Source organism: Gordonia sp. 852002-10350_SCH5691597, from assembly GCF_001665715.1.
In the GTDB taxonomy this organism is placed as follows: Bacteria; Actinomycetota; Actinomycetes; order Mycobacteriales; family Mycobacteriaceae; genus Gordonia; species Gordonia sputi.
In genome coordinates this window covers 1-15,412 of sequence record NZ_LZMO01000108.1, presented here as the reverse complement: position 1 = coordinate 15,412, position 15,412 = coordinate 1, and the positions used below count along the sequence as shown (strand labels likewise).

The 15,412-nt window shown below is 65.0% G+C and carries 12 protein-coding genes; 3 read left to right on the top strand and 9 right to left on the bottom strand.

Annotation, left to right across the window (positions count from 1 at the left end):
• Positions 1-140: 140 nt before the first annotated feature.
• Positions 141-1,097, bottom strand: a complete 957-nt coding sequence (locus A5777_RS08030) for a L,D-transpeptidase family protein (RefSeq protein WP_064862242.1) — start codon at positions 1,095-1,097, stop codon at positions 141-143.
• A 210-nt stretch (positions 1,098-1,307) separates the two neighbouring features.
• Here A5777_RS08030 and A5777_RS08025 point away from each other — a divergent pair, with 210 nt between their 5' ends.
• Together A5777_RS08025 and A5777_RS08020 are read left to right on the top strand one after the other, a co-directional pair.
• The gene (locus A5777_RS08025; RefSeq protein ID WP_064862245.1) at positions 1,308-2,267 is read left to right on the top strand and encodes a phosphotriesterase family protein; all 960 of its coding nucleotides are present in this window, start codon (positions 1,308-1,310) and stop codon (positions 2,265-2,267) included.
• Positions 2,268-2,341: 74 nt separating this feature from the next.
• Positions 2,342-3,874, top strand: coding sequence for an AMP-binding protein (locus A5777_RS08020; protein WP_064862241.1), 1,533 nt, complete (start codon positions 2,342-2,344; stop codon positions 3,872-3,874).
• A 62-nt stretch (positions 3,875-3,936) separates the two neighbouring features.
• Here the strand turns inward: A5777_RS08020 and A5777_RS08015 are convergent, their stop codons facing one another.
• The 8 genes from A5777_RS08015 to A5777_RS07980 form a co-directional block, all read right to left on the bottom strand.
• On the bottom strand, positions 3,937-4,644 hold the full coding sequence (locus tag A5777_RS08015; protein WP_064862240.1) for a TetR/AcrR family transcriptional regulator: 708 nt from the start codon (positions 4,642-4,644) through the stop codon (positions 3,937-3,939).
• 72 nt (positions 4,645-4,716) lie between these two features.
• A complete protein-coding gene (locus tag A5777_RS08010; protein ID WP_231894984.1) occupies positions 4,717-5,754 on the bottom strand; it encodes a phosphotransferase family protein in 1,038 nt (345 codons plus the stop codon).
• Positions 5,755-5,762: 8 nt separating this feature from the next.
• The gene (locus tag A5777_RS08005; RefSeq protein ID WP_064862239.1) at positions 5,763-7,028 is read right to left on the bottom strand and encodes an acyl-CoA dehydrogenase family protein; all 1,266 of its coding nucleotides are present in this window, start codon (positions 7,026-7,028) and stop codon (positions 5,763-5,765) included.
• 43 nt (positions 7,029-7,071) lie between these two features.
• The gene (locus A5777_RS08000) at positions 7,072-7,896 is read right to left on the bottom strand and encodes an SDR family oxidoreductase (protein ID WP_064862238.1); all 825 of its coding nucleotides are present in this window, start codon (positions 7,894-7,896) and stop codon (positions 7,072-7,074) included.
• 84 nt (positions 7,897-7,980) lie between these two features.
• On the bottom strand, positions 7,981-9,834 hold the full coding sequence (locus A5777_RS07995) for an ABC transporter permease subunit (protein WP_064862237.1): 1,854 nt from the start codon (positions 9,832-9,834) through the stop codon (positions 7,981-7,983).
• Entirely contained in the window at positions 9,831-11,015 is a 1,185-nt protein-coding gene (locus A5777_RS07990) for a polyamine ABC transporter substrate-binding protein (RefSeq protein ID WP_064862236.1), read from the bottom strand. The genes A5777_RS07995 and A5777_RS07990 overlap by 4 nt, the downstream gene beginning before the upstream one ends.
• A complete protein-coding gene (locus A5777_RS07985; RefSeq protein ID WP_064862235.1) occupies positions 11,012-12,127 on the bottom strand; it encodes an ABC transporter ATP-binding protein in 1,116 nt (371 codons plus the stop codon). Before A5777_RS07985 ends, A5777_RS07990 begins: the two co-directional genes overlap by 4 nt.
• The gene (locus A5777_RS07980; protein WP_064862243.1) at positions 12,124-13,776 is read right to left on the bottom strand and encodes an amidohydrolase; all 1,653 of its coding nucleotides are present in this window, start codon (positions 13,774-13,776) and stop codon (positions 12,124-12,126) included. The genes A5777_RS07985 and A5777_RS07980 overlap by 4 nt, the downstream gene beginning before the upstream one ends.
• 200 nt (positions 13,777-13,976) lie before the next feature.
• On the opposite strand from A5777_RS07980, the gene A5777_RS07975 reads away from it, so the two are divergent.
• The gene (locus tag A5777_RS07975; protein WP_064862234.1) at positions 13,977-15,368 is read left to right on the top strand and encodes an NAD(P)/FAD-dependent oxidoreductase; all 1,392 of its coding nucleotides are present in this window, start codon (positions 13,977-13,979) and stop codon (positions 15,366-15,368) included.
• Positions 15,369-15,412 lie beyond the last annotated feature (44 nt).

The following is a 15,412-nucleotide window of genomic DNA, read 5'->3' as shown; positions in this document are numbered from 1 at the left end:
AGGACAGGATTTGATCTATTGGGATTTTGAGCCCACGGCCGCACCCCTGGACGTGTGTCATATCGAAGGACGTGGGTGCTGCAGCACCCACGTCCTTCGATTCAACACATATTCAGCGGGCGGCCACCGCCGCGGTTGCGCTATTTGGACCCGAGCAGAGTCGGAATCAGGTTGACCAGTTGCGTCAACAGATCACTCAGCCCCTTGTCGCCCAGGATGTCTGACACTCCCGGCAGACTCGGCGTCGCGGGCGCGTTCGGCGTCGTTCCCGACGGCGCACTGGTCGACGGCCCGTCGCCCGTGGGTGCGGCGGCATTGACGCCGATGGTGATCTTGGGGTGCTTGGCAGGGTCGAGCCACGCGAGGATCTTGCGCATCACGTCGCGATCGATGGCAACGCAGCCCTGAGTCGGCTCACCGTTGGTGACGTGGAGGAACATCGCCGACGCCTTGCCCGGGGTGCGCTGCGGGTTGTGCGCGATGTTGACCGCGTAGTCGTACACCGGACCTGCGTCGTAGAGGTTCTCACTGTCGCCGCCGGGACTGTTCGCCTGGCGGACGTGGGTGTTGTAGGTCGGAGACTTCATGTTGGAGTCCCACCAGTCCTGACGCGTCGCCTGGAAGTACGGCATCTTGGTGCCCGGGTTCGCCTGCCTACCGAATGCCTGGTCCAGCGCGAAGGTGCCCTCGGGCGTGCGATAGACGTTGTCCTTGGGCTCCCCCATTCCCAGCGAACCCAGGAACGCCTTGGTCGGCCCGAACACGGGCTTCCACGACTTGTCCGCACCCTTCTCGAACGCGGTGAGCGTCGCGGTGGGGTCGGACGCCTTCGGCGCCGTGACCACGATCATCTGGCCGGTGTCCGACGCCGTGGTACCCGGCTTCGACGATCCGTTACCCGCGAGAGTGTCGAGGATTCCGTCGACCTGCGGGATACCGAGGGAGGGCAACGTCGGCGTTCCCGTGCGGGGTGTCGTGGGTGATGTCGGAGCGGGCGATGTCGGAGTTGTCGAGGTTCCCGGCGCGGCCAATGCCTGGCCGGCACCGGCAACGATTGCAGCCATCACCGCAATCGCTACAAGTCCCAACAGTCTCATTTGCCTCATCAGTAACTTCTGCACCACTCAAGTGTGACAAATGGCAAGACGGCGTGAGTCTCAGGGGCATCACGGTGCTGCACTGATCGGATGACAGAGCAGCAAAAACTGCTACTTGAACATGAACTCAGCCTCATCTATTGTCTTTTGGTGATGCAGCGCACACCGACCGCCGTCGGCGACTGCTCACACACTTCGAAGGGACATCAGATGAGCACTGTCAACACCGTCACGGGCCCCGTGGACTCGGGCGACCTGGGCCCGACTCTCATCCACGAGCACATCTTCGTCCTCGGCGAGGAGTACCGGGAGAACTATCAGGACGACTGGGACGAGGATCGCAAGATCGCCGACGCCGTGCGCGATCTGCGCGAGCTCAAAGGGCTTGGAATCGACACCATCTTCGACCCGACGGTGCTCGGCCTCGGCCGCTACATCCCCCGGATCAAGAAGATCGCCGAGCAGGTCGACCTGAACATCGTGGTGGCGACGGGCCTCTACACCTACAACGACATTCCCTTCCAGTTCCACTACACCGGCCCAGGACTGCTATTCGACGTCGACGAGCCGCTGGTGAACCTCTTCGTCCGCGACCTCACGAAGGGCATCGCCGACACCGACGTGCAGGCTTCGTTCCTCAAGTGCGCCATCGAAGAGCAGGGACTGACACCCGGCGTCGAACGCGTGATGCGGGCCGTTGGCCAGGCACACGTTCAGACCGGTGCACCGATCACTGTGCACACCAACCCGCACACCGGCTCGGGCCTTGTCGCGCAGCGCGTTCTGCGCGAGGAGGGCGTCGACCTGAGCAAGGTCGTCATCGGACATTCCGGCGACTCGACCGACCTCGACTACCTCATGAAGCTCGCCGACGAGGGATCGATCCTTGGCATGGACCGCTTCGGACTCGACGTGCTGCTGCCCTTCGACGACCGCATCAACACCATCGTCGAACTGGCCAAACGCGGTTACGCCGATCGGATGGGACTTGCCCACGACGCGTCGTGCTTCATCGACTGGTTCGATCCCGAGGCCAAGAAGCACGCGGTCCCGAACTGGAACTACCGCCACATCAGCGAGGACGTGCTGCCCGCGCTGCGTGAACGGGGTGTGAGCGACGCCGACATCACCACCATGCTCGTCGACGTCCCGCGCCGCTACTTCGAGTGACCACCACGCGCCCGGGGCGACTACCGGCCCCGGGCGCATGCAGCTCCACAACCCTTCTGTCATAAGGAATTCTCATGGCCAACCCCGTAGCCGCCCTGTGGAAGGGTGCCGACACCTACCCCGACCGCATTGCGGTACGCAGCGGCGACCGCATCCTGCGTTACGGCGACCTGCGTGCTCGAATCGCTCGCAGCGCAGCGCGTTTCGCGGCCTTGGGAGTCTCTCCCGGTGACCGAGTGCTGCTTGTTGCGCCGTCGATTCCGGAGTTCGTCATCGCCTACTACGGACTCCATACGATCGGCGCAACCATCATCACGGTCAACACGATGTCGACCACCCACGAGATCGACTACGTGGTCGACGATTCCGGGACCTCATTGATCGTCGCGTGGCACGAGTCGGCAGCCGCGGCCGACCTGGTCGCCACGAATCGTGGCCTTCCGTTCGTGGAACTGAAGCCGTTCGAGGATGATCCGGCCGCAGACGCGCCGTCGGTCGATGCCTATGTCGAGCGCAACGACCACGACACCGCGGTGATCCTGTACACCTCCGGAACCACCGGGAAGCCCAAGGGCGCTCAACTGAGCATCGCCAACGTCAACGCTGCGCCGATCGCGTTCCGCCCGGCACTGCGGCTCGGCGACGAAGAACGTTGGGCCACAGCACTTCCCCTGTTCCACTGCTTCGGCCAGGTCGTCGTGATGCACAACTCACTCACCTGGGGCGGCAGCCTGTCGCTGCTGTCACCCTTCGCGCCCGTCGAGTTCATGAACCGCATCCGCGACGAGCATGTCACCATCGCCTGTGGTGTGCCGACGATGTGGAATGCGATGTTGCAGAACGCATCCGGATATTCGTCAGATGATTTCGTCGACCTGCGACTGGCGTGCTCGGGCGGAGCGTCGATGCCGGGAGAGGTCATTCGTGCGTTCGCCGACAAGTTCGGCTGCGCGATCCTTGAAGGCTACGGCCTCACCGAGACTGCGGGCACCGCGACCTTCCGCGACCTCGACGGCGAACCGAAGGTCGGAACAGTCGGACCGGCGTTGCCGGGCTTCACCATCGAGATCCGCGATCCCGATGGCACACCACTCGCCGCCGACGAGGTCGGTGAGATCTTCCTCAAGGGGCCGACGGTGATGACGGGCTATTGGAACCGCCCCGATGCCACCGCATCCGAGCTCGTCGACGGGTGGCTGCGCACGGGTGACATCGGCGCGATGGACGCCGACGGTGACCTCCGGATCATCGACCGCGCAAAGGATCTCATCATCCGCGGCGGCTACAACGTCTACCCGAGAGAAGTCGAAGAGGTGCTCTACACGCACCCCGACATCGTCGAGGTTGCCGTCATCGGAGTGCCCGACGACCACTACGGCGAGGAGATCGCCGCGGTCATCGCGTTGCGGCCGGACGCCGTGCTCGACACCGATTCGTTCCGCGGCTGGGCGAAAGAACGACTCAGCGCCTACAAGGTCCCGCGGATCGTCCACGTCGTCGATGCACTGCCGAAAGGCGCGACCGGAAAGATCCTCAAGCGCGCGATCGACCGCGACTCGCTGCGCCAACTCAGCTCGACGGGTACTGGTACACCGCAACCTCGATGAAGTTACCGTCGGGAACCTCATCGCCCGACGTCACGAACCGTGCGAGAGGGCCGTCCGGGTGATCAGGCGCGCGACGCCGAACCCGGACGGCGAAGGCCGATCGCGTTGACCCACAGGCGGGTGGCGGTGTCGACCATCGCGTCGACGTCATGCGGCTCGCCACCGACGATGAACGCCTGGTAGGCCATCCGCGACACCATGCCCGACAACGCCGCGGCCGCTGCCGTCGCATCGAGTTCTGGGTCGGCGATGCCTCGTTCCTGCAATTCCTGGATGTGGCGCGCATTGCGTTCGACGAACACGTGGCTCCGCTGGCGCCGCTTCTCACGGAACTCCGCCATCGTCGACGACACCTGCTCGAGCACGAGACGCAGGCCGGCGTTGCGCCGATACGCCTCGAAATAGGCCCGGTTGGCTGCGGCGAGGATCTCGGTGGGGTCGTCGTCGGAACCCGGCTCCACGTGCGGGAAGCCCGGATGCAGCATGTCCTGGTGCGCCTCGGCGAGGACGGCGTCGAGGATCTCTTCCTTGCTGTCGAAGTAGGTGTAGAACGACCCGATCGAGCACTGGGCCTCAGTGGTGATGTCGGTGAGCCGTGAGTCGGCGAATCCGTCGCGCTCGAAGACCGTGCGCGCCGCAGACACCAGAGCGGCCCGCGTTCTCTCTCCGCGAGCGGTCAGGGGTTTGCGCACCGCGCTCGGGGCAGCCGAAACCGACGGCACCTCGAGCGCGGTGTCATGCGCGGCGGTGTCGTCGGTTTCGGTACTCATCTGGGTCTCCTCGGCAATCTCGGGCCTCAGGTCGCTGCCGGCCGGGCGGTCTGATCGATCAACGGTATCCGGTCACGCCAATCCTGCCTCGTCGGCCATCTCGCTCGCCTTGTCGACGAAGCGGTTGACCAACTCTGCGGCAGGGGCGCCGACGACGGCGCGGTTGGTCGGGTCGTCCTGAATTCGACGCACGACTCCCTCGATGATGATGGCGACCTTCCACAACCCCAGCGTCCGCCAGTACTTGAGCGCCTCTGGGTCGCGTCCGGTGATCCGGAGATAGTCGGCTGCCACGTCGGCCGGGGTTGGGAAACCCTCCATGGTCTCTGCGCTGAATCGTCCGGGGATCTCCTCCCCAACCTCAGGCCAGTACGCCAGGGTGCTGCCGATGTCGGCGAGCGGATCACCGAGCGTCGACAGCTCCCAGTCGAGAGCAGCCTGCACGTCGCCGGTCTTCGGGTCGACCATCACGTTGCGGATGTGGAAGTCGCCGTGCACCAACGACGTCTCGTGCTGCTCCGGGACGTTCTCGGCGAGCCTGCGGGTCAGCGAATCCACCTCGGGGATCTCTCGCGTCTTCGAGTTCTCCCACTGCGCGGCCCACCGCTTGAGTTGGCGCTGCGCGTACGGCTTATGGCTGGCGAGATCGGTGAGCCCGGTCGCATCGAGATCGACCGCGTGGATGTGCGCGAGCGTCTCCATCATCGACGTCCCGACGTTACGGCGCGCGGGCAGGGGAAGAAGCTCCGCATTCTCCTTCTTCTCCAGCGAGATCCCGTCGACGAAGTCCATGACGACGACCGGCACCGGAGCCACCGCTTCGTCGGTGCACACGCCGTACACCTCGGGTACGGGCACATCCGTCGGTGCGAGCGCCGACAGAATGCGCGCCTCGCGCGCCACGTCGTGGGCCGACGCGAGCAGGTGCCCGACGGGAGGCCGGCGCAGGACAAAGCGCCGACCCGATCCGTCGGTGAGTAGATACGTCAGGTTCGACTGTCCGCCACCGATTCTCGTCGCCGTGACCTGGCCGTCGAGGCCGATGCCGTTGTCCGACAACCACGTGAGCAAAGCATCGGTATCGACGTCGGGAATGGCGAGATCAGTCACCGATGCACTCACCACCGCGCGGCCAGAGCCTGATCCGAAACGCCTGCAACGGTTTCCGGAACCGGTCCGGTGCGGTACGGGCGCAATTCACGACGCGCGATCGAGCGCTTGTGCACCTCGTCGGGACCGTCGGCGAGTCGCAACGTCCGAATGTGTGCGTAGGCCATGGCGAGGGGGAAGTCGTCGGTCACACCCGCGCCGCCGTGCACCTGGATCGCACGGTCGATGATCTTGAGCGCGACGTTGGGCGCGGCAACCTTGATAGCCGCAATCTCGGTGGCGGCGGCCTTGTTTCCGACGGTGTCCATCATGTCGGCGGCCTTCAGGGTAAGCAGACGCACCATCTCGATGTCGATGCGCGACTCCGCGATCCAGTCCTGGATGTTCGCGCGATCGGCCAGCGGCTCACCATAGGTCACTCGGGACGCGGCACGCGCACACATCAATTCCAGTGCGCGCTCGGCCATTCCGATGGTCCGCATGCAGTGGTGGATGCGGCCGGGTCCCAGGCGAGCCTGTGCGATGGCGAAGCCTTCGCCCTCACCCTTGAGAACGTCGGCCGCGGGCACGCGGACGTTGTCGAAGACAAGTTCTCCGTGGCTCTCTCGATCGACGTATCCGAAGACGGGCAGGTTGCGCACGATGGTGACGCCCGGAGCGTCGGTGGGTACGACCATCATCGACTGCTGCTTGTGCGTCGGCGCGGTCGGGTCGGTCTTGCCCATCACGATGAGCACCTTGCAGTCGGGACGAACCGCGTTGGACGCGAACCACTTACGCCCGTTGAGCACGTACTCGTCGCCGTCACGCACCATCGAGAGCTCGATATTGGTTGCATCCGAACTCGCAACAGCGGGTTCCGTCATGGCGAAGGCCGACGAGATCTCACCGTTGAGCAGCGGCTTGAGGTAGCGCTCCTTGTGCTCGTCGGTACCGAAGAGCGTGAGCACCTCCATGTTGCCCGTGTCGGGTGCGTTGCAGTTGAACACCTCCGACGACCAGACGACGCGACCCATGATCTCGGCGAGCGGCGCGTACTCGAGGTTGCTCAGGCCCGGTCCCCACTCCTTGTGCGGATGGAACAAGTTCCACAGCCCCTCCGCCCGCGCCTTCTCCTTGAGCTGGTCGAGGATCTGCGGGTTGGCGTGCGGATTGTCGAGCTCGCGCATCTGCTGCTCGTACACCGCCTCGTTGGGATAGATGTACTGGTCCATGAAGTCGAGCAGGCGCTGGCGGTATTCCGCTGCGCGCGGCGACATCTCGTACAGACTCATGAAATTCTCCTTGTGGTGTGAGGCTTTCGGAAGAACAGGTGTGTCACGCGTTGGTGAGCTGATCGCGGAGCGTGTTCTGGTACCGACGCATCCCGCGCAACCAGCGGTCATAGTCGGCACCCTTGTTGCGGTACATGTCGAGTACTTCGGGGTGCGGCAGGATCAGGAAATGCTCGTCGGCGATGGCTGCAAGCACTACCTCGGCCACCTCGGACGGCGTGAGCACCCGGCCGGCGGTCTCGACGGCGGCCTGCATCAGCATTTCGTCACTGTTGTCCGGCGACGTCGGCGGACGGAGCAGCGCGGTGTCGACGCCCATCGGGCACAGACAGCTCACCTTGACGCCGTCATCGCCGTAGGTGACGTTGAGCCATTCGGAGAAGGCGACGGCGGCGTGTTTGGTGGTGGAGTAGATGGCCGACCCGAGCTGGGTCAGCAGACCTGCCGCCGACGCCGTCGAGATGAAGTAGCCGTTGCCGCGCTCGACCCATTCGGGAACGAGGCGACGCGCCGCGCGAACGTGCGCGAGCAGGTTGACGTTGAGCGCCACGTCCCAGTCGGCATCCGACGCCGACAGTCCCGGCCGACCTCCGATGCCCGCGTTCGCGACGTAGATGTCGACAGCACCGAACCGGCTCTCCGCAAGCGCGATGGTCGCATCGATGTGCGTCGACGAACCCGCATTCCCGGCCAGCGTCGCCACGTTCTCGCCACTCGGATCAATCTCGGCCGCTGCGCGCTCGAGCGCTTCGTCGTCGAGGTCGGTGGCAACGACCCTGGCCCCACCCGCGACGAGCGCACGCGTGATGGCGGCACCGATACCGCCGGCCGCGCCTGTGACGATCGCAACATTTCCGTCGATGTTCATAGACGAAACCGTACTTGAACCCAATTTCAGGTTCAAGTACGGTGTGGATCTTTTTTCGATTCGGTCTAGGCTCCCCGACCCCGGTCAGCCCAGCATCTTCACCATCGAACTCGAGTCCTCGCCGCTGCGACGAAGGATCACCGCGGAGATCGCGAGTACTGCCAGCGTGAGCGCCAACATCAGCGTTGACATCGCGGCGACCTCCGGGCGAAGCGCGACGCGCACGTTGGAGAACACGTAGACCGGCCACGGCGTGTACCCCGGCTGCTGCACGAACGTCGAGATCACCACGTCGTCGAGACTGAAGGTGAACGCCAGCAGCATGCCCGCGATGATGCCCGGCATGGCCGCCGGCAGGATCACGTGGCGCAGTCGCTCGAGTGGCGGAGCATAGAGATCGGCGGCAGCCTCCTCGAGCGCGGGATCGAGCGACGCGACTCGCGCCCGGACGATGAATGTCACCACGACCATCGACACCACCGCATGCGAGATCACGAGCCGGAAGAGTCCGTTGTTGAACGGGCTCAGGCCACCGTCGACACCGAGGGTGACGTACCACGGCAGGAAGGCGACGGCGTCGGCGATATCGGGGGTGACGAGCGTGACGGTGAGCAACCCCAACAGGCCGATCGACCACCATCGCGGCCGACGCGAGATGCCGATTCCGATACCGGCGAACCCACCGAGCACCGTTGCCAACAGTGCGGAGAGCACGCCCACCTCCAGCGACACCTGCACCGAACGCACGATGGTGTCGTTGGTGACGGCGTCGGAGTACGCGGTGAAGCCGAACGAGTCGAACTGTTGCAGCAGACGGCCGGTGTTGAACGAATAGACCACGATCACCGCGATCGGGAGGAACAGGAACAGGTAGACGATCACCGCCCACGCCTTGATCGCGAAGGTGTACCAATCACGCTGCGTCCGCAGGGGTTTCATCGTCAACGGCGCCAACGGGCCTGACTTCTCCCCCGTCGTATCCACCGCGGGCACGTTGAATACGCGCCTGTCGAGCAGTGTGACGACGGCTCGCACCACCACGCCCGCGATCACCACACAGATGAGCACGACGAGCATCAGCGACACCGTCATCGCCGAACCCAATGCCCAGTTCTGCGCGGTCTCGAACTGCGCGGCGATCATCTGACCCGCCATGGTGCCCTTCGCCCCACCGAGCACCGACGGCGTCACGTAGTCGCCCATCAGCGGGATGAACACCAGGAGCACGCCCGACGCGATACCGGGTGCCGCAAGTGGCAACGTGATCCGGAAGAACGTCGTCCATCGGTTGGCGCCCAGGTCACGGCTGGCCTCCCGGAGCGAGAGTCCGGCCCGGTCCATCGCGACGTAGAGCGGGAAGATCATCAGCGGCAGGTAGTTGTAGACGACGCCGATCTGGACGGCGGCACGCGTGTAGAGGATGCCGAGTTCGCCGAATCCCGCGCTCTGCATCGCGCTCGACAACCAACCCGACGGCGCGAGGGTGATCTGCCAGCCGATCGTGCGGACGAGGAAATTGGTGAAGAAAGGCACGATGATCAACGCGAGATACAACGGTCGACGTCGCGGATTGCTCTTCACCGCAAGCCAATACGCGAAGGGAATGCCGATCAGCAGAGTGAGCAGCACGCCGACGATCGCGATCTGCAGCGTGTTGGTGAAGGTCGAGCGATAGTCCGCGCCGAACGCCTCGCCGTAGTTGTCGAGGGACAGCCGGTCGGTCGCGTAAGTGGTGAACTGGTCGGGCTTGTAACCGAAGCTGTACCAGACGACAAGCGCGAGTGGGATGACGAAGAAGAAGACCAAATACGCCCATGCGGGAAAGGTCAGCCCTCCGGCTCCGAAGAGTCGTTGCCGCAGTGGCGGTTTGGGGGTGTCCGAAGCGGGGTCGGGTTGGTGGTTTCCGGTCTGTGAAGGCGTCAGGATGTCGGTGGTCATCGGGCGCTCCTCGCCTGCATCTGATTGAGGATCTCAGTGCGTTCCTGGGTGGCGGAGTCGACGGTCGCGACGACCAGCCGGTCGACGATCTCGTCCGAGGGGAACAGCAGTTCCGGGTAGGGTAGATCCGCTGCCTTACCCTTCTCTGCCATGCCCTTCACACCCGTCTGATATCCGATGTACTGGAGTTCGCGGAACGACACCTCGGGATCGAGCATGTGGTTGATGAACGCGTACGCGGCCCCCGGATGCTGGGTGCCCCGCACGATCGCGAAGTTGTCGGTGAACAGATTCGCGGTCGGCAACGGATAGACGAATCCCCACCTATCAGGGTCGCTTTCGTTCATCAAGGTCAGCCGGGCGTCGCCGTTCCATGCCTGCAGCAGGCTGTACGAACCGCCGGACACGATGGACGTGATCGACGAGTTGTAGCCCTGGATGGTCGGGGCGAGTTGGTTGACCAAGATGTTGCGCGCGGCCGACAGGCTTTTGGCATCGGTGGTGTTGGGGTCGATGTTCATCGCGCCCATAGCGATCGAGACGACCTCCCACGGGTCTTCGACCACGCTGACCTTGCCCTTGGCAGGCCCCCGCGCGAGACTGATGAAGTCGGCCCACGACGTCGGTGTCTTGTCGGTCAGCGACTTCAAATACATGAAACCCGTTGTGCCCCAGTTCTTACAGGCGCCGTGGCGAGACTGTGGATTCCACGGCGGATTGAAGAACCGCTCTTCCAGATTCGCGAGATTGGGGATGCGGGAGTGGTCGAGTTCGTCGAGGAGTCCGTGCGCGACCATCTGCGGGATGTAGACCCCGGTCGGCACCACGACGTCGTAACCCGAGGTTCCGCGTGCCGCAGCGAGTTTCGCGATCATCTCTTCGTTGGAGCCGAAGGCGTCGACCTGCAGGCGCACCCCGAACTTGTCGCGGTAGGCGTCGAGATCGGCGGGGTCCTCGTAGTCGCCCCAACTGTAGTAGTTCAGCTGACCCTCGACGTCGTCCGAGAGAGGTTTCGACGGTGCGATGGTCTTGTCGCCACCGCACGCCGTCACCGCGAGACCCGCGACCGTGACGCCGATACCGGCCAGAAAGCTCCGTCGGGTGATGCGAGAGACCGCTGCCCTGGGAACGAGCGCGCGCACCGTCGTCGACTCGGTGTCCATGTCGTGCTGAGCTCTCATTTGGTGAACACCCGCGTATCCGCCTGCGAGAACGTGCATGTGACGCGTTGACCCTCATGGAGATCCGGGAAGTTGCGGGTTGCGCCACGTACCAGCACCTCGGTATCCGCGTCGGTGGTGACGACGACCTGGGTGGAGTCGCCGAGGAACGAGACGCCTGCCGCAGTCCCGGAGACGACGTTGTCCGCTGCGTCGATGTCGGACTGTCCCTCGGCGAACCAAATCGCCTCCGGACGGATCGCGACGACGAGATCGCCGCTGAGACCGTCGAGATCGTCTGCGACGGCGAATGGTCCGTCGGTGGTGGGCAGTCGTCCGTCTTTCAGCGCGCCGGTGACGTCGAAGAACGTCTGCTTGCCGACGAAATCGGCGACGAAGCGATTGACCGGCTTGGCATAGATGTCCTTGCCGTCACCGACCTGCGCGACGCGCCCCTCGCTCATGACGACGATGCGGTCGCTCATCGACAACGCCTCCTCCTGGTCGTGCGTCACGAACACGAAGGTGGTGCCCAGATCCTTTTGCAGCAGTTTGAGTTCGATCTGCATCTCCTCGCGAAGCTTTCGGTCGAGTGCACTCATCGGCTCGTCGAGCAGCAGGACGTCGGGCCGGTTGGCGAGCGCTCGTGCGAGCGCGACGCGCTGCTGCTGTCCACCCGACAGCATGGCGGGCTTACGGTCGGCGAACCGCGTCATCTGCACCAGTTCGAGGGCCTCGGCGACACGCTGGCCGATCTCCTTCTTCGCGACTTTGCGTTGCCGCAGACCGAATCCGACGTTTTGCGCGACGGACATGTGCGGGAACAGCGCGTAGGACTGGAACACCGTATTCACGGGTCTACGCTCCGGCGGAACGTTGACGATCGACGCGCCGTCGAGCGTGATCTCGCCCTTCGTCGGACGCTCGAAGCCCGCGAGCATGCGCAGCAGCGTCGTCTTGCCGCAGCCGGAAGGCCCGAGGAGTGAGACGAATTCGCCTGCGGCGACGTCGAGATCGATGTCGGTCACCGCGACGTGGCCGTTGTCGTAGATCTTGGTCACGCCGTGCATCGAGATGGCGCCGCGCTGCGCGGCGCTCACCTCCGTCTGCTTCGTGGCTTCGACTGCGGTCATGGGTTGGTCCTCTCATAAACGATCTCACCGTCGGCGACGGTCAGGTCGGCTCTGGTACGCCAAAGCGAATCTTGTTGCTCTGCAAAGGGATTACGGTCTGCGATGACCAGGTCCGCACGTGCTCCCGGTCGAATGGTCCCGACCTGGCCCCGCCTGTTCAGGTGCGCCGACCCGCTGGTGTACGCGGCGAGAGCCGTGGTCAGGTCGAGGGCTTGTGCGGGGAGAAGGGGTTCGACGTCCTCTCCGGGTGGGATGCGGTTGACCGCAACCGAGATCGCGGCCCAGGGATCGGGGGTGCTCACCGCCCAGTCACTGCCCATCGCGAGTGATGCACCCGACCGTGCGAGCGACCCGAACGGGTAGTGCCACTGATAACGCTCGTCGCCGATCGCGGACCGCACCAACGTCACCATCGAGTCGTCGTTGCACGCCCAGAGCGCCTGCATGTTGACGGTCACGCCGAGTTGAACAAAACGGCCCAGGTCTTCAGGGCGAACCAATTGCAGGTGGGCGATGTGGTGTCGGCCGGCTGTGAGGCCATTCGCGACCCGCGCGGACTCGACAGCATCGAGCGCCGCGGTGACGGCGGCGTCGCCGATCGCGTGGAAGTGGATGTCAAGCCCAGCTGCGTCGCACGCGATGACCGCTTCGGTCAGCACCTTCTGGTCGAAGTAGGTCAGCCCGGTGTCGGCGGGCGCGCACGCGCAGTCGTGACAGTAGGGCTCCGACATCGCGGCGGTGCGGTTCTCCACGACACCGTCGACCATGATCTTCACCGAATGCATGCTCCAACGTCGACCGGCGGTGCTCGCCCGACGTGTCGCGAAGCCCGTGACGACGTCGTCGATGGCCCAGCGGTCGAGGTCTCTCGGCAGCCACGACGCACCGACGACGTCCGCGGTGAGGTCACCCGACTCCTCTGCGGCGGTGTACACCGAGTCGAGGTCGGCCATGCCGGGGTACTCGCCGACGATGGCCTCCTGCCACCCTGTGATGCCGAGCGAGTGGAGGTACTCCTGGGCGGTGAGCAGGCCCGCGTACTGCTCGTCGACGTCGGGCTGCGGCACGAGCCGGGAGACGAGGTCCATCGCGCCCTCGTGCAACGTCCCGGTGGGTGATCCGTCCGCTGCTCGCTCGATGCGCCCGTCCGACGGGTCCGGCGTCGTGGCGTCGATTCCTGCGAGTTCGAGGGCTCGCGTGTTGACCCAGGCGTCGTGGTGATCGCGATTGAGCAGGAACGCAGGTCGGTCGGCGACGACGGCGTCGAGTGCGCTCGCGGTAGGGCAGCCACGATCGAAGTGACTCATCGTCCAGCCTGAGCCGACGATCCACTCCCGGTCGGTGGCGCGTGCGTACGCGGCGATCGCGTCGAGGGTCTGCGAAGCGTCCTCGGCGTCGGTGAGGTCACACGCGTTGCGATCCACGCCCGCTGACAGCGCATGGATGTGAGCATCGGTGAATCCCGGGTGCAGGAGCCGACCATTCAGGTCGACGCGCTCGGCCCACGGGATCTGAGCCACGACACGCTCGACGGCTCCGACTGCGACCACTCGCCCCGAGCGAACGCCGACCGCCATGTCGTAGTGAAGTCGATGCCCGTCGAAGACCGGACCCGAATGGAAAACGGTGTCCGGAAGCGGTACTGCCACGAGCGTTGCGATCCTTCCGTGCCGGCAGCCGGGGCCGACGGCCTCACGACCGACGACTGCGACAAGCTCCCCCAAGCGGTGGATCGACTACCGAAATTCGATGTACTTGCGGAGAATCGTCACTGATTCCGCAGGTTTTCACCATCTGAACGGACGCTTCTTAATCTGCTCGCAACATTTGGTGGCTTACGGTCTGTGGCATGCGCAATGGAGATGTCTCGTTCTGGTATTCGACAATCGATCCCGTCCGGCGTCGTTCGCCCCTTGGCGGAGACCTCGACGCCGACATCGCCATCGTGGGCGGCGGACTCACCGGCCTCTGGTCGGCGTACTACCTGCGCGAGGCGCTTCCGGACGCCCGCATCGTGGTGCTCGAGAAGGAGTTCTGCGGCTTCGGGGCCTCGGGTCGCAACGGGGGGTGGTTGTCGGCGGAGGTTCCTGGCAACCGGTCGCACTACGCCGACATCGCCGCGTCGCGCGGTCGGGACGGCCTCGAGGCGAATCGTCGACTCACCGCCACCATGCGCGCGGGCGTCGACGAGGTACTCGCCCGCGTCGCCGCCGAACACATCGACTGCGACGCCGTGAAGTCGGGCGTGCTGCACATCGCGCGGTGCCCGGCGCAGGAATCGCGACTGCGCGATGAGCTCGATGCCGAGCACCACCTCGATGCGACCGACTGGGAGTACCTCGACGCCGCCGCCCTTGCGGAGCGACTCTCGATCCTTGGTGCGCAGGCCGCGATGTTCTCACCACAGTGCGCTCGGGTGAATCCGATGAAGCTCACGCGCGGCGTGGCCGACGCCGTCGAGCGTCGAGGTGTGACGATTCACGAGGACACCGCCGTCGTCGAGATCCGTCCGCGATCGGTCCGCACCAACCGCGGGACCGTTCGTGCCGAGACCATCCTGGTCTGCCTCGAAGGCTTCACCGCGACCATGCCCGGTCGACGCCGCACACTGCTCCCCCTCAACTCGTCGATGATCGTGACCGAGGTGCTACCCGACGCGATGTGGGACGAGATCGGTTGGAGTGGAAGCGAATTGCTCGGGGAGACCGCTCATGCCTACACCTATTCGCAACGCACCGCCGACGGTCGGATCGCGCTCGGCGGACGCGGCGTCCCCTACCGGTACGGCTCCGGGATCGACCACGACGGCGAAACCCAGGAGCGCACCGCGCAGTCACTGGTCGACGCCCTACACGAGCTCTTCCCCGCGACGGTCGACGTCGGGATCGCACACGCGTGGTGCGGCGTGCTCGGGGTGAGCCGCGACTGGTCGGCGTCGATCGACTTCGACCCGACGACGGGTATCGGCTCGGCGTCCGGCTACGTGGGGTCGGGACTCACGACGACGAATGTCGCCGCCCGCACGCTGCGCGACCTGGTCGTCGGGCAGCGGACAGAACTCACCGACCTGCCGTGGGTCGCGCACCACGCGAAGAAGTGGGAGCCCGAACCCCTGCGCTGGCTGGGGGTCGCGTCGATGTACGGCGCCTACCGCGCCGCAGACCGCCGAGAGCTGGCCTCGACGTCGTCGAAGTCGAATGTCATTGCCCGCGTGGCGGATCGGATCTCCGGGCGGGCGTAGGTGGTCTCGACACGCCGCTCGTTCCTCGCGGCTGCTCGACCAGC

Bases quoted from the DNA above. Each gene is read 5' to 3' on its own strand.
- A5777_RS08015 (WP_064862240.1), bottom strand. From the start codon at position 4,644: ATGAGTACCGAAACCGACGACACCGCCGCGCATGACACCGCGCTCGAG.
- A5777_RS07985 (WP_064862235.1), bottom strand. From the start codon at position 12,127: ATGACCGCAGTCGAAGCCACGAAGCAGACGGAGGTGAGCGCCGCGCAG.
- A5777_RS08030 (WP_064862242.1), bottom strand. From the start codon at position 1,097: ATGAGACTGTTGGGACTTGTAGCGATTGCGGTGATGGCTGCAATCGTT.
- A5777_RS08000 (WP_064862238.1), bottom strand. From the start codon at position 7,896: ATGAACATCGACGGAAATGTTGCGATCGTCACAGGCGCGGCCGGCGGT.
- A5777_RS08020 (WP_064862241.1), top strand. From the start codon at position 2,342: ATGGCCAACCCCGTAGCCGCCCTGTGGAAGGGTGCCGACACCTACCCC.
- A5777_RS07995 (WP_064862237.1), bottom strand. From the start codon at position 9,834: ATGACCACCGACATCCTGACGCCTTCACAGACCGGAAACCACCAACCC.
- A5777_RS08025 (WP_064862245.1), top strand. From the start codon at position 1,308: ATGAGCACTGTCAACACCGTCACGGGCCCCGTGGACTCGGGCGACCTG.
- A5777_RS08005 (WP_064862239.1), bottom strand. From the start codon at position 7,028: ATGAGTCTGTACGAGATGTCGCCGCGCGCAGCGGAATACCGCCAGCGC.
- A5777_RS07990 (WP_064862236.1), bottom strand. From the start codon at position 11,015: ATGAGAGCTCAGCACGACATGGACACCGAGTCGACGACGGTGCGCGCG.
- A5777_RS07975 (WP_064862234.1), top strand. From the start codon at position 13,977: ATGCGCAATGGAGATGTCTCGTTCTGGTATTCGACAATCGATCCCGTC.